This is a genomic window from Rhodopseudomonas sp. RCAM05734 (genome assembly GCF_052658035.1).
This window is the reverse complement of record NZ_CP199742.1, coordinates 3,295,097-3,307,234: the sequence shown is the minus strand read 5'-3', so window position 1 is coordinate 3,307,234 and position 12,138 is coordinate 3,295,097. Positions and strand designations below refer to the sequence as shown.

Annotated in this window: 26 protein-coding genes and 1 tRNA gene; 9 read left to right on the top strand and 18 right to left on the bottom strand. The window is 63.7% G+C overall.

All coding sequences use genetic code 11. From position 1 onward, the window contains the following. Nucleotides 1–43 precede the first annotated feature (43 nt). Genes ACUXVA_RS15675 through ACUXVA_RS15615 form a run of 13 tightly spaced genes read right to left on the bottom strand, consistent with a single transcriptional unit; the run spans nucleotide 44 to nucleotide 4,552 of the window. Complete coding sequence (locus ACUXVA_RS15675) at nucleotides 44–355, bottom strand: hypothetical protein (protein ID WP_445493175.1); 312 nt, start codon at nucleotides 353–355, stop codon at nucleotides 44–46. Continuing rightward, nucleotides 355–627, bottom strand: coding sequence for a hypothetical protein (locus ACUXVA_RS15670; RefSeq protein ID WP_445493173.1), 273 nt, complete (start codon nucleotides 625–627; stop codon nucleotides 355–357). Before ACUXVA_RS15670 ends, ACUXVA_RS15675 begins: the two co-directional genes overlap by 1 nt. Next, nucleotides 624–1,082, bottom strand: coding sequence for a hypothetical protein (locus ACUXVA_RS15665; protein WP_445493171.1), 459 nt, complete (start codon nucleotides 1,080–1,082; stop codon nucleotides 624–626). Before ACUXVA_RS15665 ends, ACUXVA_RS15670 begins: the two co-directional genes overlap by 4 nt. 10 nt (nucleotides 1,083–1,092) lie before the next feature. Further along, a complete protein-coding gene (locus ACUXVA_RS15660) occupies nucleotides 1,093–1,422 on the bottom strand; it encodes a hypothetical protein (RefSeq protein WP_445493169.1) in 330 nt (109 codons plus the stop codon). A gap of 34 nt (nucleotides 1,423–1,456) precedes the next feature. Further along, nucleotides 1,457–1,843 carry a helix-turn-helix domain-containing protein gene (locus ACUXVA_RS15655; protein ID WP_445493167.1) on the bottom strand — a complete coding sequence of 129 codons (387 nt, stop codon included), beginning with the start codon at nucleotides 1,841–1,843 and terminating at the stop codon, nucleotides 1,457–1,459. Next, on the bottom strand, nucleotides 1,840–2,646 hold the full coding sequence (locus ACUXVA_RS15650; RefSeq protein ID WP_445493165.1) for a hypothetical protein: 807 nt from the start codon (nucleotides 2,644–2,646) through the stop codon (nucleotides 1,840–1,842). The genes ACUXVA_RS15655 and ACUXVA_RS15650 overlap by 4 nt, the downstream gene beginning before the upstream one ends. Further along, complete coding sequence (locus tag ACUXVA_RS15645; protein ID WP_445493163.1) at nucleotides 2,643–2,873, bottom strand: hypothetical protein; 231 nt, start codon at nucleotides 2,871–2,873, stop codon at nucleotides 2,643–2,645. The genes ACUXVA_RS15650 and ACUXVA_RS15645 overlap by 4 nt, the downstream gene beginning before the upstream one ends. After that, entirely contained in the window at nucleotides 2,870–3,193 is a 324-nt protein-coding gene (locus tag ACUXVA_RS15640; RefSeq protein ID WP_445493161.1) for a hypothetical protein, read from the bottom strand. Before ACUXVA_RS15640 ends, ACUXVA_RS15645 begins: the two co-directional genes overlap by 4 nt. After that, the gene (locus tag ACUXVA_RS15635) at nucleotides 3,190–3,369 is read right to left on the bottom strand and encodes a hypothetical protein (protein WP_445493159.1); all 180 of its coding nucleotides are present in this window, start codon (nucleotides 3,367–3,369) and stop codon (nucleotides 3,190–3,192) included. The genes ACUXVA_RS15640 and ACUXVA_RS15635 overlap by 4 nt, the downstream gene beginning before the upstream one ends. Continuing rightward, a complete protein-coding gene (locus ACUXVA_RS15630; RefSeq protein WP_445493157.1) occupies nucleotides 3,366–3,725 on the bottom strand; it encodes a hypothetical protein in 360 nt (119 codons plus the stop codon). The genes ACUXVA_RS15635 and ACUXVA_RS15630 overlap by 4 nt, the downstream gene beginning before the upstream one ends. A 2-nt stretch (nucleotides 3,726–3,727) precedes the next feature. Beyond that, nucleotides 3,728–3,871, bottom strand: coding sequence for a hypothetical protein (locus ACUXVA_RS15625; protein ID WP_445493155.1), 144 nt, complete (start codon nucleotides 3,869–3,871; stop codon nucleotides 3,728–3,730). After that, complete coding sequence (locus ACUXVA_RS15620) at nucleotides 3,861–4,268, bottom strand: hypothetical protein (RefSeq protein ID WP_445493153.1); 408 nt, start codon at nucleotides 4,266–4,268, stop codon at nucleotides 3,861–3,863. Before ACUXVA_RS15620 ends, ACUXVA_RS15625 begins: the two co-directional genes overlap by 11 nt. Further along, nucleotides 4,265–4,552, bottom strand: coding sequence for a transcriptional regulator (locus ACUXVA_RS15615; RefSeq protein ID WP_445493151.1), 288 nt, complete (start codon nucleotides 4,550–4,552; stop codon nucleotides 4,265–4,267). The genes ACUXVA_RS15620 and ACUXVA_RS15615 overlap by 4 nt, the downstream gene beginning before the upstream one ends. 49 nt (nucleotides 4,553–4,601) lie before the next feature. Here ACUXVA_RS15615 and ACUXVA_RS15610 point away from each other — a divergent pair, with 49 nt between their 5' ends. The 9 genes from ACUXVA_RS15610 to ACUXVA_RS15570 all read left to right on the top strand — a co-directional run bounded on the left by ACUXVA_RS15610 (nucleotide 4,602) and on the right by ACUXVA_RS15570 (nucleotide 8,704). Beyond that, nucleotides 4,602–5,255, top strand: coding sequence for a helix-turn-helix domain-containing protein (locus tag ACUXVA_RS15610; RefSeq protein WP_445493149.1), 654 nt, complete (start codon nucleotides 4,602–4,604; stop codon nucleotides 5,253–5,255). A gap of 88 nt (nucleotides 5,256–5,343) precedes the next feature. Beyond that, entirely contained in the window at nucleotides 5,344–5,625 is a 282-nt protein-coding gene (locus ACUXVA_RS15605; RefSeq protein ID WP_445493147.1) for a hypothetical protein, read from the top strand. A 5-nt stretch (nucleotides 5,626–5,630) separates the two neighbouring features. Further along, nucleotides 5,631–5,834, top strand: a complete 204-nt coding sequence (locus ACUXVA_RS15600; RefSeq protein ID WP_445493145.1) for a hypothetical protein — start codon at nucleotides 5,631–5,633, stop codon at nucleotides 5,832–5,834. Next, nucleotides 5,834–6,052: a hypothetical protein gene (locus tag ACUXVA_RS15595; RefSeq protein WP_445493143.1), complete on the top strand. Its 219-nt coding sequence runs from the start codon at nucleotides 5,834–5,836 to the stop codon at nucleotides 6,050–6,052. The genes ACUXVA_RS15600 and ACUXVA_RS15595 overlap by 1 nt, the downstream gene beginning before the upstream one ends. Continuing rightward, complete coding sequence (locus ACUXVA_RS15590) at nucleotides 6,052–6,324, top strand: hypothetical protein (RefSeq protein ID WP_445493141.1); 273 nt, start codon at nucleotides 6,052–6,054, stop codon at nucleotides 6,322–6,324. Before ACUXVA_RS15595 ends, ACUXVA_RS15590 begins: the two co-directional genes overlap by 1 nt. Beyond that, nucleotides 6,317–6,637 (top strand): hypothetical protein, encoded by a 321-nt coding sequence (locus ACUXVA_RS15585; RefSeq protein ID WP_445493140.1) that lies wholly within the window; start codon nucleotides 6,317–6,319, stop codon nucleotides 6,635–6,637. The genes ACUXVA_RS15590 and ACUXVA_RS15585 overlap by 8 nt, the downstream gene beginning before the upstream one ends. Before the next feature lie 40 nt (nucleotides 6,638–6,677). Then, a complete protein-coding gene (locus ACUXVA_RS15580) occupies nucleotides 6,678–7,982 on the top strand; it encodes a hypothetical protein (RefSeq protein WP_445493138.1) in 1,305 nt (434 codons plus the stop codon). A 48-nt stretch (nucleotides 7,983–8,030) separates the two neighbouring features. Beyond that, nucleotides 8,031–8,408: a hypothetical protein gene (locus tag ACUXVA_RS15575; RefSeq protein ID WP_445493136.1), complete on the top strand. Its 378-nt coding sequence runs from the start codon at nucleotides 8,031–8,033 to the stop codon at nucleotides 8,406–8,408. After that, on the top strand, nucleotides 8,405–8,704 hold the full coding sequence (locus ACUXVA_RS15570) for a hypothetical protein (protein ID WP_445493134.1): 300 nt from the start codon (nucleotides 8,405–8,407) through the stop codon (nucleotides 8,702–8,704). Before ACUXVA_RS15575 ends, ACUXVA_RS15570 begins: the two co-directional genes overlap by 4 nt. A gap of 17 nt (nucleotides 8,705–8,721) precedes the next feature. Here the strand turns inward: ACUXVA_RS15570 and ACUXVA_RS15565 are convergent, their stop codons facing one another. From ACUXVA_RS15565 to ACUXVA_RS15545, 5 genes are all read right to left on the bottom strand, one after another. Continuing rightward, nucleotides 8,722–8,964: a hypothetical protein gene (locus ACUXVA_RS15565; RefSeq protein ID WP_445493133.1), complete on the bottom strand. Its 243-nt coding sequence runs from the start codon at nucleotides 8,962–8,964 to the stop codon at nucleotides 8,722–8,724. Nucleotides 8,965–9,127: 163 nt separating this feature from the next. Next, nucleotides 9,128–9,203: transfer RNA gene (locus ACUXVA_RS15560), tRNA-Lys, on the bottom strand. 177 nt (nucleotides 9,204–9,380) lie between these two features. Beyond that, complete coding sequence (locus tag ACUXVA_RS15555) at nucleotides 9,381–9,986, bottom strand: Spy/CpxP family protein refolding chaperone (RefSeq protein WP_265079496.1); 606 nt, start codon at nucleotides 9,984–9,986, stop codon at nucleotides 9,381–9,383. Between the two features lie 109 nt (nucleotides 9,987–10,095). Further along, entirely contained in the window at nucleotides 10,096–11,421 is a 1,326-nt protein-coding gene (locus ACUXVA_RS15550) for a TRAP transporter large permease (protein WP_265079497.1), read from the bottom strand. Beyond that, nucleotides 11,418–11,993, bottom strand: coding sequence for a TRAP transporter small permease (locus ACUXVA_RS15545; RefSeq protein WP_265079498.1), 576 nt, complete (start codon nucleotides 11,991–11,993; stop codon nucleotides 11,418–11,420). The genes ACUXVA_RS15550 and ACUXVA_RS15545 overlap by 4 nt, the downstream gene beginning before the upstream one ends. Nucleotides 11,994–12,138: the final 145 nt, after the last annotated feature.

The window sequence follows — 12,138 nt, the reverse complement described above, 5'->3', positions numbered from 1 at the left end:
AGATCGCTATGTTCCCATCGGTCACAGGTTGCGCAGTACATGATCAGACCCCCTGCCAGTTGGCATTGAATTGACGCTGCAGTTCGGCATAGCGAACCGGATGCGCGTGGATCTTCCCCATGACCTGGAAGACCGCGGGCCGCTGACGAAACTCACCACCGAACCGCCTGATCAGCTTCTTGCGGATCCGCGCCGATCGATGTCGCGAATACGGAAACAGCCGCTCTGTCGTCGTCTCCAGACAATTGGGATCGCAGATCACCTGCATGCCGCCGAACGGCACGCCCGGCGCCGACACATCGATCTCTTTGATCTGCTTCATGGCGTCGAGCAGCTTTTGCATGGTGAGCGCCATCAGCCCTGCTCCGGCCGTTGAGAGCTGGTTACCGGTGCGGGATCTGCCAGCGTGACGTTCACGGCAACCGCTCGCCAGCCGTTGCGCTTATTCGTGCCGTCGGTCTCGTTGAGATCCTTGACCATCTCAACGAGATCGTCGCCGACGTCGGCGAACGCGATTGCGCCCTCGTAGCAGTAGGCGTCGAAGCCCTTCACCGGGTGCCACACAGCCCAGCCCTTGACAGTGTGCGACACGTTTTCCGTCGGCGACTGTCGGGTTTCATCGGTCATTCCGACACCCCTGCGGCCGTCTTTGGCGTCAGTTCCCGGATGCGCTTGTCGATGGTCCAGACAATATTTTCGCCCATGCCCATGCTGGCGCGCGGCAGCAGACCCAACACGATCGCCAGCTTGTCGTATGCGTCTGCCTTCGGGTTGAGGAGGTCGATGGTAGCCCGCAAGCTGACGATCTCTTCTTTGCAACGACGCATCATGTCGACGGCCTCTTTGTCGCTCATGGCTTGCTCAGCCGGCGCGACTGGCATCCCCTCGATCATGTGGCGCACCATCTGATCCGCTTGGCTTGCACCGAACAGATTGGTGCCGCTCGGCATTTCGCTGTCCGACGGCCCTGCGATGGCACGCAAGGGCGGGGAATAGCTGATCCCGGCGTCGGGGTTGAAGTCGCGCGGCAAGCGCCAATTCAGGAAGCGGTCGACGAGGTATTTGATTTGAGCTTCGGTCATCGCGATTTCCTTAGTTGAGTAGGTCCAGTCCAAGAACTTTGCGCATCTCCGGTGAAAGCTGGCGCGCGGCCTCTTGCCCCGATGGGCTACGTGCCCACTCGTCACTCTCTTCCTTCGTGGCATCGAATTCGCCGTTGGCCACGCGGGCCGCGAACTTGTCGAAACCAGCGGCGGTCAGCTCCTGGTGGAGCTGGGTGATCGGGCAGACGTAGGTGTCGGCGTAGTCGTCGAACTCGCCGGTTTCGGCGCGCTTTGCGAAAGCCTCATACGTCGCGGTATGCCGCGTCGACAGCGCGCCAACCTTGCGGAGTTCGGATGCCAGGCGATCGCGCGTCCTCATGTTCCCTCCGGCCGCTGACAGGCTGATAGCTGCTTCATGCTGCTAGATCCTTCTGCAGTAGATCTTCGACGATCGCCTTTGAGGCGGCCGACATGCGGTAGCCCTGCCCCCAGACCGTCTCGATCTCGATGCCGAAACGCTTCAGCTTCTTGCGGATTTTGCAGACGAACACGTCGATGATCTTTATCTCGACTTCCTCGCCGCCGGCGCGATCGCCGTACAGCACGGTCATGCCCTGCTCTTTGGTGATCAGGTCGCGCTTCAATAGAAAGCCGAACAGTTGCGCCTCGTGGCGCGTGAGCTGCAGGATGAAGGGCACTTCGATCCGCATGCCCATCACCTCCTCGAGCGCAGCAAGCCTGTCCTGCAGAGCCTCGATCTCCGCCTCGAGCGCCGCCACGAATTCGTCGCGAAACGTCATGCCGGGCTCCTGTTCATGCGGAGGACGTATCGTCGCAGCAGCGCCCGCCATGCCTGCGAGCGTTCAGCCTTGGCCTTGGCGCGCGCCTTGGTGACACCGGCTTCGCCCTCGATGCGGATCGCGGCCGTGAGCAGGTCGAGATCGACGTTGGGCTGCTCGACGCAGACCAGCTCCTCGACGGCTTGGATCTCGACGGCGGAGATCGGCGCGCGCTTTGCCTTGACCAGGCACTGCAGCACCTTGCGTGCCGGGATAACGCCGCGGCGGGCGACCAGGCTGCGCACGCGCCCGATCGCCGCGGTGTCGCCTTCGCTGATCACCGACGATGGCGAGATGTAGCGGATCCGCACACCGGCCCGCCGGCAGACATTGTCGACGTCGATCGCGTCGGGGTCTCCGGAAGCCAGCAGCGCCCGGTAGATGTCGAATGACGACACCGCGACCCGGTCGCTGTTATGGCCGACAAAGGCGCGGGCGCGCTCGTCGATGCCTTCCGCCTTGACCACGAACACCGGGATCTGCGGGATCCCGATCGAGGCCGCAACGATCGCCGTGTGCTGGCCATCGACGATGTGCAGGCCGGCGCCGACCTTGACGACGATAGGCGGCTTCAGCCTGTTCCAGGCGAAGCTCTCGATCATCTTGCGGATCAGCCGCACGGATCGCTCCGACAGGTCGCGCTGATAAGTGGCATCGACCAGCAGATCTGTCGGCGCCACCCATTGCAGCGTCGGCTTCTCGCCGTCGAACGATGCTGGTTTCAGGTCCGCGTAGTTGATCGCCTTGATGGGGCGCAGCTTCATCGCTTGCCCTCCGGCCGGTGAGTGCTGATCGGCTGCTGTTCTTCGTCCTCGCGGCGGAACGCGGCGCGGTCAGCGGCGCAGTCGGCGACCTCGCGCGCAGTGATCGGACCGCCCCAGCCGCGCACCAGGCAGCCGGCCATGTCGGTGCGGGCCGGCGCGCCAGAATGACCGGCGCCGCTGAAAGCGAGGGCGAACAGGGCGATGAGCAGGATGACGATCTGCGTCATGGCGTCGGCCTCTTGCGCAGTTCCAACGCCCTGCCGAAGTCGGCCCGGATGTCGGGCAGCAGGCAGCCGATGATGCGGAAGTACACTTGCGCGCCATCGGCGTTGTGGATCTGGATCGCGCCGCCGGCTTCCACCAGCGCGCCCATCAGCAGCATGGCATAGGGGTGGATGACGCGGCCGTCCGGGGCCGCCTGGTCGAGGGCGCGCGCCACGTCGCCGGACAGCTGCGTCAGGAATTCCTCGGTGCCGGGTGCGTGCAGCCGCAGCGTATTCTCCGAGGCGATGATCAGCCTGTGCAGCACGGTGCAATGGTCGCTCATGCTGCAACCTCGCGCTTGAGGTCCTGAAAATTCGCCGTCCAGCGCACCACCAGGTGCTCCGGCAGGCCGGTGTGATCGGCGATCGATTGCGTGTCGAAGCGTGCCATCCACATGGCGATGACATCGCGGTAGCGCTTCAGCTGTTCGCGGGTGACGCTGGGAGGTGTTTGGCTCATGCCTTCGGCCTCCAGTGCAGCGCCAGGATGAAGCCGCGCGGATCCGGGGCGATTGCCATGGTCACGGCGATGATTTTTGCGCCGCCGTTGCGCTCCGAAAACCTGTCGATCTCGTTGCGCATCTTGGCCTTGGCATCGTCGGGCCATGTCTCGATGCTGTGGCTGATGCGCCCCGCATCGAACCTGGCGTGATCGTATTCGTTGAAGGCCAGCACCACGGTCGAGACGTTGCAGCCCTTGAAGTCGACGCAGCCGGCGCGGCTGATGTCGGCGCGCTGCTGTTGCAGGTCGGCCGGCAGCCGCGTGTGCGGCGTATCGGCGGCGACAGGTGGATTGGGGAGCGGACAGGATGTCATGGTCAGATCCCGGCGTAGCTTGCGGCGGCGAGGACGTTGGCGACGATGCCGGCCAGCAGCAGCAAGCCGATCAGCAGCCCGGCGCGGCCGAGGTCGGCGCGATCGGCGCCGGGAAGGTCAAATGCACGCATGCGCTCACGCTTCATCGGCGGCCTCCTGTTGCAGTTTTTCGATGAGCTTCTGGCTTTCGAGCAGCTGCCGGCGGGCGGCGTTGACATCGAGCTGCTTGCGATAGCGGCTGAACCACTCCGGCCGGGCATCCCCCATCAGCGCGAACAGCACGTCGCGGCCGAGGTCGGAGCGCAGCAGCGCAGTTAGCAGCTCGACATTTTCGGGGCGCGCACCGCACAGCATTTTTTCGCATGTCGAGAACGGCTGATCCGTCAGGATGTGTAGCGTTGCCGCGGCTTTTGCCGACGGCAGTAAGCTCTTCACTTTTTGCATGACGGGCGAAATCGACTGCCGGATGCGAGGTTTTGACTGCCGGATCCGGCAATCGCTCTTTTTGCCAGCACCATGGTGCCGCGTTACCGGTCCGCTCATGAGTTCACCTCGGAAAATTCACCGTTGCAGGACGGGTGGTTCGCAGCAGGCCAGGGAAGGTCGGGCCGAATGGCTCTGGCCTTCACTGCGCCGGCCGTCGCCTGCTCGATCGCCATCGACAGCTCAGCTGAGCATCGCTGCACGTGCATGGCCTGCCAGATGGACGCCTGGGTGACGCCGCAGGCAGCGGCGAGCTTGGCCTGAGAGCCAAGGATCCGGACAGCTTCTTGGATGTGTTCGCGAACCATGCACCAGCCGTAACAGGCGCGCTTGTTGATTCGCAACAGTTTCTTTTGTCATTTCTGTTGACAAGTAAACCTGTAGACTTCTCCCATGGATCCCAGAGAGTTAGGCCAGATTGTTCGTGCTGCACGGGAGGCTAAAGGCCTGTCCCAGGCGCAACTCGGCCGCCTGATCGGCGTCAAGCAGCAGTCGCTGGACGCGATTGAGCGCGGCGAGACCCAGCGCAGCAAGTTCCTGCCGGAAATTGCCAAGGAACTGGAAATACCGCCGCAGTCGATCGGCCTGCCTGCAGAGGCCTCCCACCCGCCTGGGACCGCCCCCGTTGGCTCGCCCTACGCCGCCCGCGATTTTCCGATCTACTCGGCGGCCGAGGGCGGCCCTGGAGAGATTATCCGATCCCCTGATGCTGTAGACTGGTGGCCTCGTCCAATCGAGGTTCAGCACGTCAAGGGCGCCTACGGCATGTACATTGTTGGCGAAAGCATGATCCCCGAGTTCGAAGCCGGGCAGATCGCCGTCGTTAATCCGAACCTCCCGCACATTGGGGGCAAATCCTATATTTTCTATGCGCAGGACGAGGCCGGGCAGGCCCGCGCGACCGTCAAACGCCTGCGCCGCGCGACCGGCGACGCCTGGCAGGTCACGCAACACAATCCGCCTCCAGGCCAGAAGCCGGATTTTTCGCTGCCCAAAAAGACCTGGGCGATGGCGCATCGCATTGTCGGACGACAAGACCCCTCCTGATGCAACAGGCTGGATTGTACACCTGTTGACTTAACAGTTTTAACTGTTAAAAACTGTTTCACGTGAAATCACTCACGGGAGACAGTCTATGGCAACCATCCGACGCACCCGCCGGCTGCCCGGCATCAGCACCATCCGCCCCACCGTCACCATCTCACCGATCATCGACAGCTCCCTGGTGGCCCCGCGGGCCGCCATGAGCGATGCCGCCGCCACCCGGCGGATGGCCGAGGACATGCGCGAGGCCGTCTACCGGGAGGGCGGGCTGACAGAGGAAGGGCTGGAGCTGCTTGGCTACAGCGCGGATCAGATCGGCGCGCTGGTGCGGCCGGCGCGTGCCATGGCGAACCGTCTTGCCGCGCTGGCCTGACGCCGATGCCCCCGCTCAACCGCACCGACTTCAAGGCGCTCGCCTTCCTGCGCCACGGCGCGCTGGTGCGCCGGAGCGGCGAATGGCGGTTCGGCGCTACCCGCGTCGGCGACAGCGTCGTCGAGCGCCTGATCGCCGCCCAGCGCGCGACGCGACTGTGGCCGAACCAGCCGGGTGACTGCGTCATCCTGCGTCGCGAGGCCGCCTGATGGCCCGCGCGCACGCCGACAAGGCGCCAGCCGTCCGTCCCGTGCGCGCGGTGCTGATCAACATTCTCGGCACAGTCGAAGCGAAGATCACCATGGTGGTCGCCGACGAGATGCCCAAGGTCGTCATGCTCGACGGCAATCCCTACCTGCTCGACGCCGGCGCCGCCGTCGTCACCTACGTCCAGCACCGCCCTTTTCGCGCCGACGGGAGTTTTTGATGAGCGACCGATACGCCCTGCTGCGTGCGCTGCTGAAAGAGCGCGAGGCGGCGGACTACCGCATCAATGACCTGCTGCGCGTCCAGTTTCCGCTGGGCAGCGAGATCCGCTGGTGCCGCAGCGGAAGCGGCAAGCCGATCCTCGGCATCGTGCTGGCGCACGGCTACCGCGACCGGATCCGGGTGAAGAACCTGCAGACCGAGCGCAGCTACTGGATCCATGCCCATGACGTCTACGGCACAATTGCAGCTAGGAGCAGCGCCGATGCTTAAGCCCTACAGCGCGGCCGACGTCGCCCAGGCGCTCGGCCTCTCCGTCGACACCTTCTATCGCACCCGCGAAACCCGCCACGTCAGGGACGGCCTGCCGCGCCCCATCTGCGAACGCGGCCCGCTGAAATTCGAGCGCACCGGCTTCGACGCCTGGCTGACGCGTCACCACCCGATGCGCCCGCCGGCGCCCGCAAACGACCCTGTGGTGCCCCCGGACGCGGCGACCGACGCCGAACACCGGCAGCGCCTGGCGCGCGCCTATGCCCCGGTAAGGCCCGTTCCAGCCCTTGACAGGGCGCGCCATCGCGCCTGACGCTGCCATATCCTCCTCCGCCCGACCCGGAGCCTTTGCGATGACCGTCAAACTTCCCTGGATCAAATGGCGCGACGGCCGCCCGCGCCTTACTCACAGCCCCCGCGAACGGGCGCTGGGCTTTGCCGATCGCGACCTGCGCCACGGGCCGGCCGGCCGCTGGTTCACCTATGAGGAGGCAGAAACTGCATCGGCCGAGCACCATGCCAAGATCCTGATCGCCCGCGCAGGAGGCGCCACCGCGAAACCAGCCAAGCCGCTTCGGCCGGCAACGATCGAGGACCTGCTCGACGACTGGTTCGCCTCCGACGAGGTGCAGACCCTCAAGCCGACGTCGATCAAATCCTATGAGAAGGCCAAGCGCGCGGTGATCTTCCGGCCGGAGAGCCGCACCGAGGCCAAGGAGCGCCGCGAGCGCGAGCGGGCCGCCGCGGTGCTCGGCATCGCCATTCCCGAACGCGCGCGCGAACCGATCGCCTCGGCCCCGCCATCGTCGATAGGCGCGCCGGAGCTGCGCGACTTCTTCAACTATCTGAAAGGCGCCCGCGGCCATCACATGGCGCTGGCTGCGATTGCCGCGCTGTCGGCCGCCATGACGTGGGGGCGCGAGAGCACGAAATGGCGGCTGCTGCGCAACCCGCGCCTCGACATGCAATTCGACCGGCCGGACGGCCGCGTGGTGCTGATCTCGCTCGAGGAGTTTCAGGCGCTGATCGCCGCCGCCGACAGTTCCGAGATCAACCGCCCATCCGCCGGCGATGCCATCTATCTCGGCCTGTTCACCGGCCAGCGTCAGACTGACCGGCTGGCCCTGAAGGATGCAGGGCTCACAGCAGAGGGCCGGCGCCGCTTCGTGCAGAGCAAGACCGGCGCCATCGTCGAGGTCAAGGAGACGCCACAGCTCGCAGCCCGCATGGCCGCCGCAAAGATCCGCGTCGCCGCGGTCAAGATGAAGCTGGGCCTGCGCGACATGCCGGAGACCATCGTCGTCGACGAGAACACCGGCAAGCCCTACAACGAGCACACCTACCGACATCTGTTCGCAGAGATCCGCGACCTCGCCATCAAGGGCCACGGCGACGTGGCGCCCTGCCCGACGCTGGCGTTCACCAACGAGAACTCCGGCGCGGTGGACTTCAAGCACGATCAGGATCTGCGCGACACCTGCGTCATGCTGCTCGACCGCGCCGGCAACGACCTCCTGTCGATCTGCGACGTCACCGGCCACAGCTACCAGTCGGCGCAGACCATCATGAAGCACTACCGCGCCCGCAACGCCGCCCGCGCCGACGCCGCGATCGACCGGCTGGTGGCGTTCATGACCAAGGAAGGGATGACGGGATGATTTTCTCCAAGGGGCTTTTTCTTTGTTCAATTGCAGGTACACTGCAGCATGTTTCCTGAACCAATAAAAAGGGCACTTGAGGCCGCAGGCGTCAGCGAATCATCACTTGATCGAATTCGACTTGCGCAAGGCTTCGTCGGCAAAGCTAGCGCAGTGGCAGGTGCAGCATTTTTAGTATTGTTGATGGTTGCCTTTTCGCTTCGAGACACTAACGCCCTACTGCTCGTCGCCGGCATTACCCTGCTCCTATTTGCCATCTTCTTCTTAGGATCTCTCTGGTTCGCCCACACGCATCCAGACCTAGCCCTGTTAGAAGGCGCCGAGCTTGTTCGCTGGCGGACAATCGACATGGCCGCGAAAGGTATCAGTATTGACCACACCGCACCGCCCCAGCCCATCGGCAAAGCTGAGGGCGAGAAAACATGAACCAATTTTATGTAATTAGCGTTTCCTGGGTTCCTGGTCCTGCAAATCTCACTGACGTTGAAGCAGTTGAGCTTTGCATTCAGCGTTTCGGGGATTGGTTTCGCTTTAGCGCCTCGACTTGGCTCTGCTGGACCGATGTAGGTCCTCAAGCTCTTTACGGAGCGCTGCGCACTGCGCTCGACGCCCGAAACAATTTCCTCGTCACGGCATTCGATCCTTACCAGTGGTCTGGTTGGGGACCGAATGTGTTAGAGGAGTGGATCAACGAACGTAAGCTCAAGTTGATCAGCAATTAGCTCGATGGTGCTCCTCCCTAGCCATTTCGCACGTCCCAGAAATACTGCGGCTGGCCGGTGACGACCTCGGCCCACTTCTCGATCGCTAACCAGAGTTCATAGCTAGCGATCGCGCGCGGCGTATCGATCAGTTGGGAACCTCCGACATAGCGCCGCACGGTCCGCAGCTGCTCCAGCATATCGAGGTCGGCGGTGCTGATTTGCGCCGCCGCCGCCGCCTTGCGTCGTCGCCGTTCTTCCTGGGACCACTTCGAAACCATGCTCGCCTCCTGTCGGCGGGCATGAAGAACAATTAGAGAACATCTGTCAAATGTCGCATGGCGTGCGACAGATTTTGTCGCACGGTGTCGCATAGAGCGGTTTGTTCTCGTTTTGACTTGGAGGCGTTTTCTTAAAACCCCTTGTGCATCAGCACTTTAGGGGTGGTGGGCGCACCAGGGCTCGAACCTGGGACCCGATGATTAAGAGTCATCTGCTCTACCAACTGAGCTATGCGCCCGGAACCAGTCCGGAAGTCCACATCCCCTTGGGGACGGCGTCGTTTAGCAAAGCGATTCCAGGATGTCCAGCAAGCTGGTGAAGATTATCCGGCGTCGTCACAAAAACTGCACGAAAACGAAAAAGCCGCTGAAAATCAGCGGCTTCGTCGTGTGGAAAAGTCGATGGAAGAGCGCCTTTACATGCGCTCGGGGCCGGGACCGCGATCATGGTCCATGCCGCGGCCCGGCCGGTCGCGATCCATGCCGCCGCGCTCGTCGTCGCGGTCGCCCATGCGGTCCATGCGATGCTCGAAGCCCCGGTGGCGCATGCCCTCGCGGCCGCCGGAGCGGCCTCCGTCCATGTGGGTCAGGATGGCCAGCCGGCGCTTCTGGCCGTCATCGAGGGTCTTGTAGAGCGGATCGGCGGTCTCGGCGATCTTCTTCAGTGCGGCTGCCGTGGCGGCCATGGTGTCGGCGCGCTGCTGCAGCCGGACCACCGGATTGTCCGGGGTCTGCGGGCCCTTCGATTCGTCCTGGCGCTCGGCCATCCGGGCATTGGCGCGGTCGATCCGCAGCTTGGCGAAGTCCTTCGCGGCGGCTTCCACCGGCGGCCACAATTTTTCCTGGTCCGGGGTCAGCTTCAGCCCGGCATGCACCGCGGCGATGCGCGCGTCGGCGAAGGCGGCGCGATCTTCCGGATTCATCCGGGCGTGGTGGTGATGCCACGGACGGTGCTGGGCATAGACGGCGGTGGAGCCGGCAAGCACGAGAACGGCGGCGCTGGCGAGCAAAATCTTCTTCATGCGAACCTCCATGGAAAGTTGCCTGAGGATGAGCGCCCCTGCCCGCGCCTTCAACTTAAGCTTTGGACAGAAAGCGCTCTGTTACCAAGATGTAATGCTGCGCCACCGCTCACAGCATGCCGAGGGTTCGCGGCAGCCACAGCGACAGTTCGGGCACATAGGTCACGACACCGAGGAAGGCGATCATGGTGATCAGCCACGGCAGCACCGCGATGGTCAGTTCGGTGATGCCCATCTTGGCGATGCCGGAGGCCACGTAGAGATTGAGGCCGACCGGGGGATGGCACATGCCGACCTCCATGTTGACCACCATCAGGATACCCAGATGCACCGGATGGATGCCGAGCTTGACCGCCACCGGAAACAGGATCGGCGCCATGATCAGCACGATCGACGTCGCCTCCATCACATTGCCGGCCACCAGCAGCAGCACGTTGACGATCAGCAGGAAGATCACCCAGTTGACGCCGATGCTGGTGATCCAGTTGGCGATCTGCTGCGGGATATTCTCGTTGGCCATCAGGAACGAGAACAGCACCGCATTGGTGATGATGTAGAGAATCATCGCGCTCATGTTGGCGGAGGACAGCAGCACCTTGGGCACGTCCTTCAGCGACATGTCCCTGTAGACGAACACCGCGATGACGAAGGCATAGACCGCGCTGACCGCAGCGGCCTCGGTCGGCGTGAACCAGCCGGCATAGATGCCGCCCAGCACCACCAGGATCAGCAGCAGGCCCCAGATGCAGCGGCGGAACGCGACCCAGCGCTGCGCCCAGCTGGCGCGCGGCAGCCGCGGATAGTCGTTCTTCCAGGCGCGATAGAAGGTGGTGAAGCCGAGCAGCGTCGCCAGCATGATGCCGGGGATCACGCCGGCCATGAACAACTGCCCGACCGAGGCCGACGACACCCGTGCGCCCGACGGGTCGAGCGCCACGCTGCCGCCGGTGGCCACCGAATACACCACCATGACGATGGACGGCGGGATCAGGATGCCCAATGCGCCCGAAGTGGTGATGACGCCGGCGCCGAACTGTTTTGGAAATCCCTGCCGCACCATGGCCGGCATCATGATCGAGCCGATGGCGATCACCGTGGCCGGCGACGAGCCGGACACCGCGGCGAACAGCGCGCAGGCCATCACCGCGGCGAGGCCGAGGCCGCCATACCAGTGCCCAACCATCGAGGTGGCAAAATTGATCATGCGGCGGGCGACGCCGCCATGGGTCAGGAAATTGCCGGCGAGGATGAAGAACGGGATCGCCATGATCTCGAAGTTCTCGATGCCGGTGAACAGCTTCAGCGCCACCGACTCGATCGGCACCGAAGTCATCAGGAAGATGAACGACAGCACGGTGAGGCCCAGCGCGATGGAGATCGGCATGCCGGTCAGCATCAGCGCGACCAGCAGCGCGAAGATCATGGCGCTGCTCATCGGACGGCTCCCGCGTTGCCGACAACGGGCGCTTCGACCTCGATGCCCTCCACGTAAGCGTGGTCATGGTGCGGCAGTTCGTTGTCGCGCCAGTAGTGCCAGGCGACCTGCAGGAAGCGGAAGCACATCAGGTAGGAGCCGAGGGGAATGCAGAGGTAGACGATCCAGCTCGGCAGCTCCATGTCGGGGGTGACCTGGTCGGTCTGCATCAGGCCGTAGACGAATTTGGCGCCCATCGAGCCGATCACCGCGGTGAAGAACGCGCCGCAGAACAGGCCGAACAGGATGGTGGCCTTGCGCCAGCGCGCGTCGAGCTGGTTGACCAGCACGTCGACGCCCACATGGATTCCGGTGCGCACGCCATAGGCCGCACCGAACTTGGCCATCCACACGAACATGTAGATGCACAGCTCCTGCGCCCAGGACAGGTTGATGGGAAACAGGAAGGGATAGAAGAACGGAATGCCGACCAGATAGCGGTGCACCACCGCGATGAAGATGATCACCGTGGCGGCGCCGATCAGACAGGTGATCAGGGTTTCCTCAAGCCGGTCGAGGATGCGCAGAAACATCAATTCCCCCAGTAGAAAAACGCAGAGCGATCACGAAGGATGGTCTTCCCGGACGCGCTGCAGCGTTCTTCACGCTGCTGCGCAGATCCGGGATCCGGGCTTCTTGGCAACAACCGGGACCCCGGATCTGCAGCGCACCACGCTG

Coding starts and splice junctions, on each gene's coding strand:
- ACUXVA_RS15580 (WP_445493138.1), top strand. CDS start 6,678: ATGACCGTCAAACTTCCCTGGATCAAATGGCGCGACGGCCGCCCGCGC.
- ACUXVA_RS15555 (WP_265079496.1), bottom strand. CDS start 9,986: ATGAAGAAGATTTTGCTCGCCAGCGCCGCCGTTCTCGTGCTTGCCGGC.
- ACUXVA_RS15630 (WP_445493157.1), bottom strand. CDS start 3,725: ATGACATCCTGTCCGCTCCCCAATCCACCTGTCGCCGCCGATACGCCG.
- ACUXVA_RS15650 (WP_445493165.1), bottom strand. CDS start 2,646: ATGAAGCTGCGCCCCATCAAGGCGATCAACTACGCGGACCTGAAACCA.
- ACUXVA_RS15625 (WP_445493155.1), bottom strand. CDS start 3,871: ATGAAGCGTGAGCGCATGCGTGCATTTGACCTTCCCGGCGCCGATCGC.
- ACUXVA_RS15605 (WP_445493147.1), top strand. CDS start 5,344: ATGGCAACCATCCGACGCACCCGCCGGCTGCCCGGCATCAGCACCATC.
- ACUXVA_RS15660 (WP_445493169.1), bottom strand. CDS start 1,422: ATGAGGACGCGCGATCGCCTGGCATCCGAACTCCGCAAGGTTGGCGCG.
- ACUXVA_RS15610 (WP_445493149.1), top strand. CDS start 4,602: ATGGATCCCAGAGAGTTAGGCCAGATTGTTCGTGCTGCACGGGAGGCT.
- ACUXVA_RS15585 (WP_445493140.1), top strand. CDS start 6,317: ATGCTTAAGCCCTACAGCGCGGCCGACGTCGCCCAGGCGCTCGGCCTC.
- ACUXVA_RS15655 (WP_445493167.1), bottom strand. CDS start 1,843: ATGACGTTTCGCGACGAATTCGTGGCGGCGCTCGAGGCGGAGATCGAG.
- ACUXVA_RS15620 (WP_445493153.1), bottom strand. CDS start 4,268: ATGAGCGGACCGGTAACGCGGCACCATGGTGCTGGCAAAAAGAGCGAT.
- ACUXVA_RS15665 (WP_445493171.1), bottom strand. CDS start 1,082: ATGACCGAAGCTCAAATCAAATACCTCGTCGACCGCTTCCTGAATTGG.
- ACUXVA_RS15570 (WP_445493134.1), top strand. CDS start 8,405: ATGAACCAATTTTATGTAATTAGCGTTTCCTGGGTTCCTGGTCCTGCA.
- ACUXVA_RS15645 (WP_445493163.1), bottom strand. CDS start 2,873: ATGACGCAGATCGTCATCCTGCTCATCGCCCTGTTCGCCCTCGCTTTC.
- ACUXVA_RS15575 (WP_445493136.1), top strand. CDS start 8,031: ATGTTTCCTGAACCAATAAAAAGGGCACTTGAGGCCGCAGGCGTCAGC.
- ACUXVA_RS15550 (WP_265079497.1), bottom strand. CDS start 11,421: ATGAGCAGCGCCATGATCTTCGCGCTGCTGGTCGCGCTGATGCTGACC.
- ACUXVA_RS15545 (WP_265079498.1), bottom strand. CDS start 11,993: ATGTTTCTGCGCATCCTCGACCGGCTTGAGGAAACCCTGATCACCTGT.
- ACUXVA_RS15595 (WP_445493143.1), top strand. CDS start 5,834: ATGGCCCGCGCGCACGCCGACAAGGCGCCAGCCGTCCGTCCCGTGCGC.
- ACUXVA_RS15600 (WP_445493145.1), top strand. CDS start 5,631: ATGCCCCCGCTCAACCGCACCGACTTCAAGGCGCTCGCCTTCCTGCGC.
- ACUXVA_RS15590 (WP_445493141.1), top strand. CDS start 6,052: ATGAGCGACCGATACGCCCTGCTGCGTGCGCTGCTGAAAGAGCGCGAG.
- ACUXVA_RS15675 (WP_445493175.1), bottom strand. CDS start 355: ATGGCGCTCACCATGCAAAAGCTGCTCGACGCCATGAAGCAGATCAAA.
- ACUXVA_RS15635 (WP_445493159.1), bottom strand. CDS start 3,369: ATGAGCCAAACACCTCCCAGCGTCACCCGCGAACAGCTGAAGCGCTAC.
- ACUXVA_RS15670 (WP_445493173.1), bottom strand. CDS start 627: ATGACCGATGAAACCCGACAGTCGCCGACGGAAAACGTGTCGCACACT.
- ACUXVA_RS15565 (WP_445493133.1), bottom strand. CDS start 8,964: ATGGTTTCGAAGTGGTCCCAGGAAGAACGGCGACGACGCAAGGCGGCG.
- ACUXVA_RS15640 (WP_445493161.1), bottom strand. CDS start 3,193: ATGAGCGACCATTGCACCGTGCTGCACAGGCTGATCATCGCCTCGGAG.